Raw genomic sequence first — 929 nt, 5'->3', positions numbered from 1 at the left:
AGGGCCCGAGGATCTGCGCCGATCATTCCGGAGTCCATGTCAGTCTCGCCCTTAGGGTCCCGGAGTTCACTTCGTGTCGGAAACGACGATCCCGCCGAGGAACGGCGCCAATTTCGCCTTCGCCTTGAGAGCTCCCTGCGCCGTGGAGTTCTCGAAGTCCCGCGTTACGCGGGCGTATTCCTCCATGTTCGTATGCGCCCATGACGACCTGTCTTGTGCTGCAGCCGCCGAGATGTTTTTCAGGTCGCTGGGCATATGCACGTAGTCATAACCGATCTTGTCGTTAACCAGCCCGTGTAGACCGTTGCCATGGTCATAAACTATCCCGCCTAAACCGACGCCGGTAACGACCTCGTCTCCGAACTGATTGATATGAATCACGTCGTATCCGATCTGGGTTGCCGAAGTGCGCGGGCTGCCTTGCGCCAGCACGACGCCCGCACCAAACTCCTGCGAGGCTGCCAGATTCTGCGCAATCATCCCGCCTTGGCTATAGCCGACATAAAGGACTTCTGAATCACCATTTATGCCTGCCGCGAGCATCGCTTGCCTGATGGATCCCTGAGTCTTGGTGGCGAGGCCGAAATTCGAGGCGACCGCCTCGCCCCAGGTAAGACTGCCCTCGCTACCCTGGTTCGTGCCGTTGATGTAGACGATGAACCGCTCCACTCCGTCCTCCCCGGTGATTCTCTCGATCCGGAATCCGTCGGAAGAGTCCTGGTCCTGGTTATGCAGCTTTTCGAAGAGCTCAGATGGAGTCGCAGCTCCGCTGTGCGGGTCGGAGCCACCGGTTGGTTCGGCACAGAACAGGCCTGACCCGGAGAGCGATCCACCCGCCTCACTAGTCACGTCCTGCGCTTCGGCGTTCGCGCGCAAGGTGTCCGCATAACGCCTGAGGAGGGTCGCGGCATTCGCGATGGCCCGGGAGT

1 protein-coding gene is annotated in these 929 nt (G+C 60.2%); it reads right to left on the bottom strand.

The features are described 5' to 3' along the window. Positions 1-66: 66 nt before the first annotated feature. Positions 67-929 (bottom strand): hypothetical protein (locus CEY15_RS18590; protein ID WP_217987125.1); only part of this gene is annotated, 863 nt, incomplete at its 5' end.

This window comes from Dietzia natronolimnaea, from assembly GCF_002289575.1.
Taxonomy (GTDB): Bacteria; Actinomycetota; Actinomycetes; order Mycobacteriales; family Mycobacteriaceae; genus Dietzia; species Dietzia natronolimnaea_A.
Note: the sequence above shows the minus strand (reverse complement) of the source record. Positions and strands in the feature narration are given on the sequence as shown.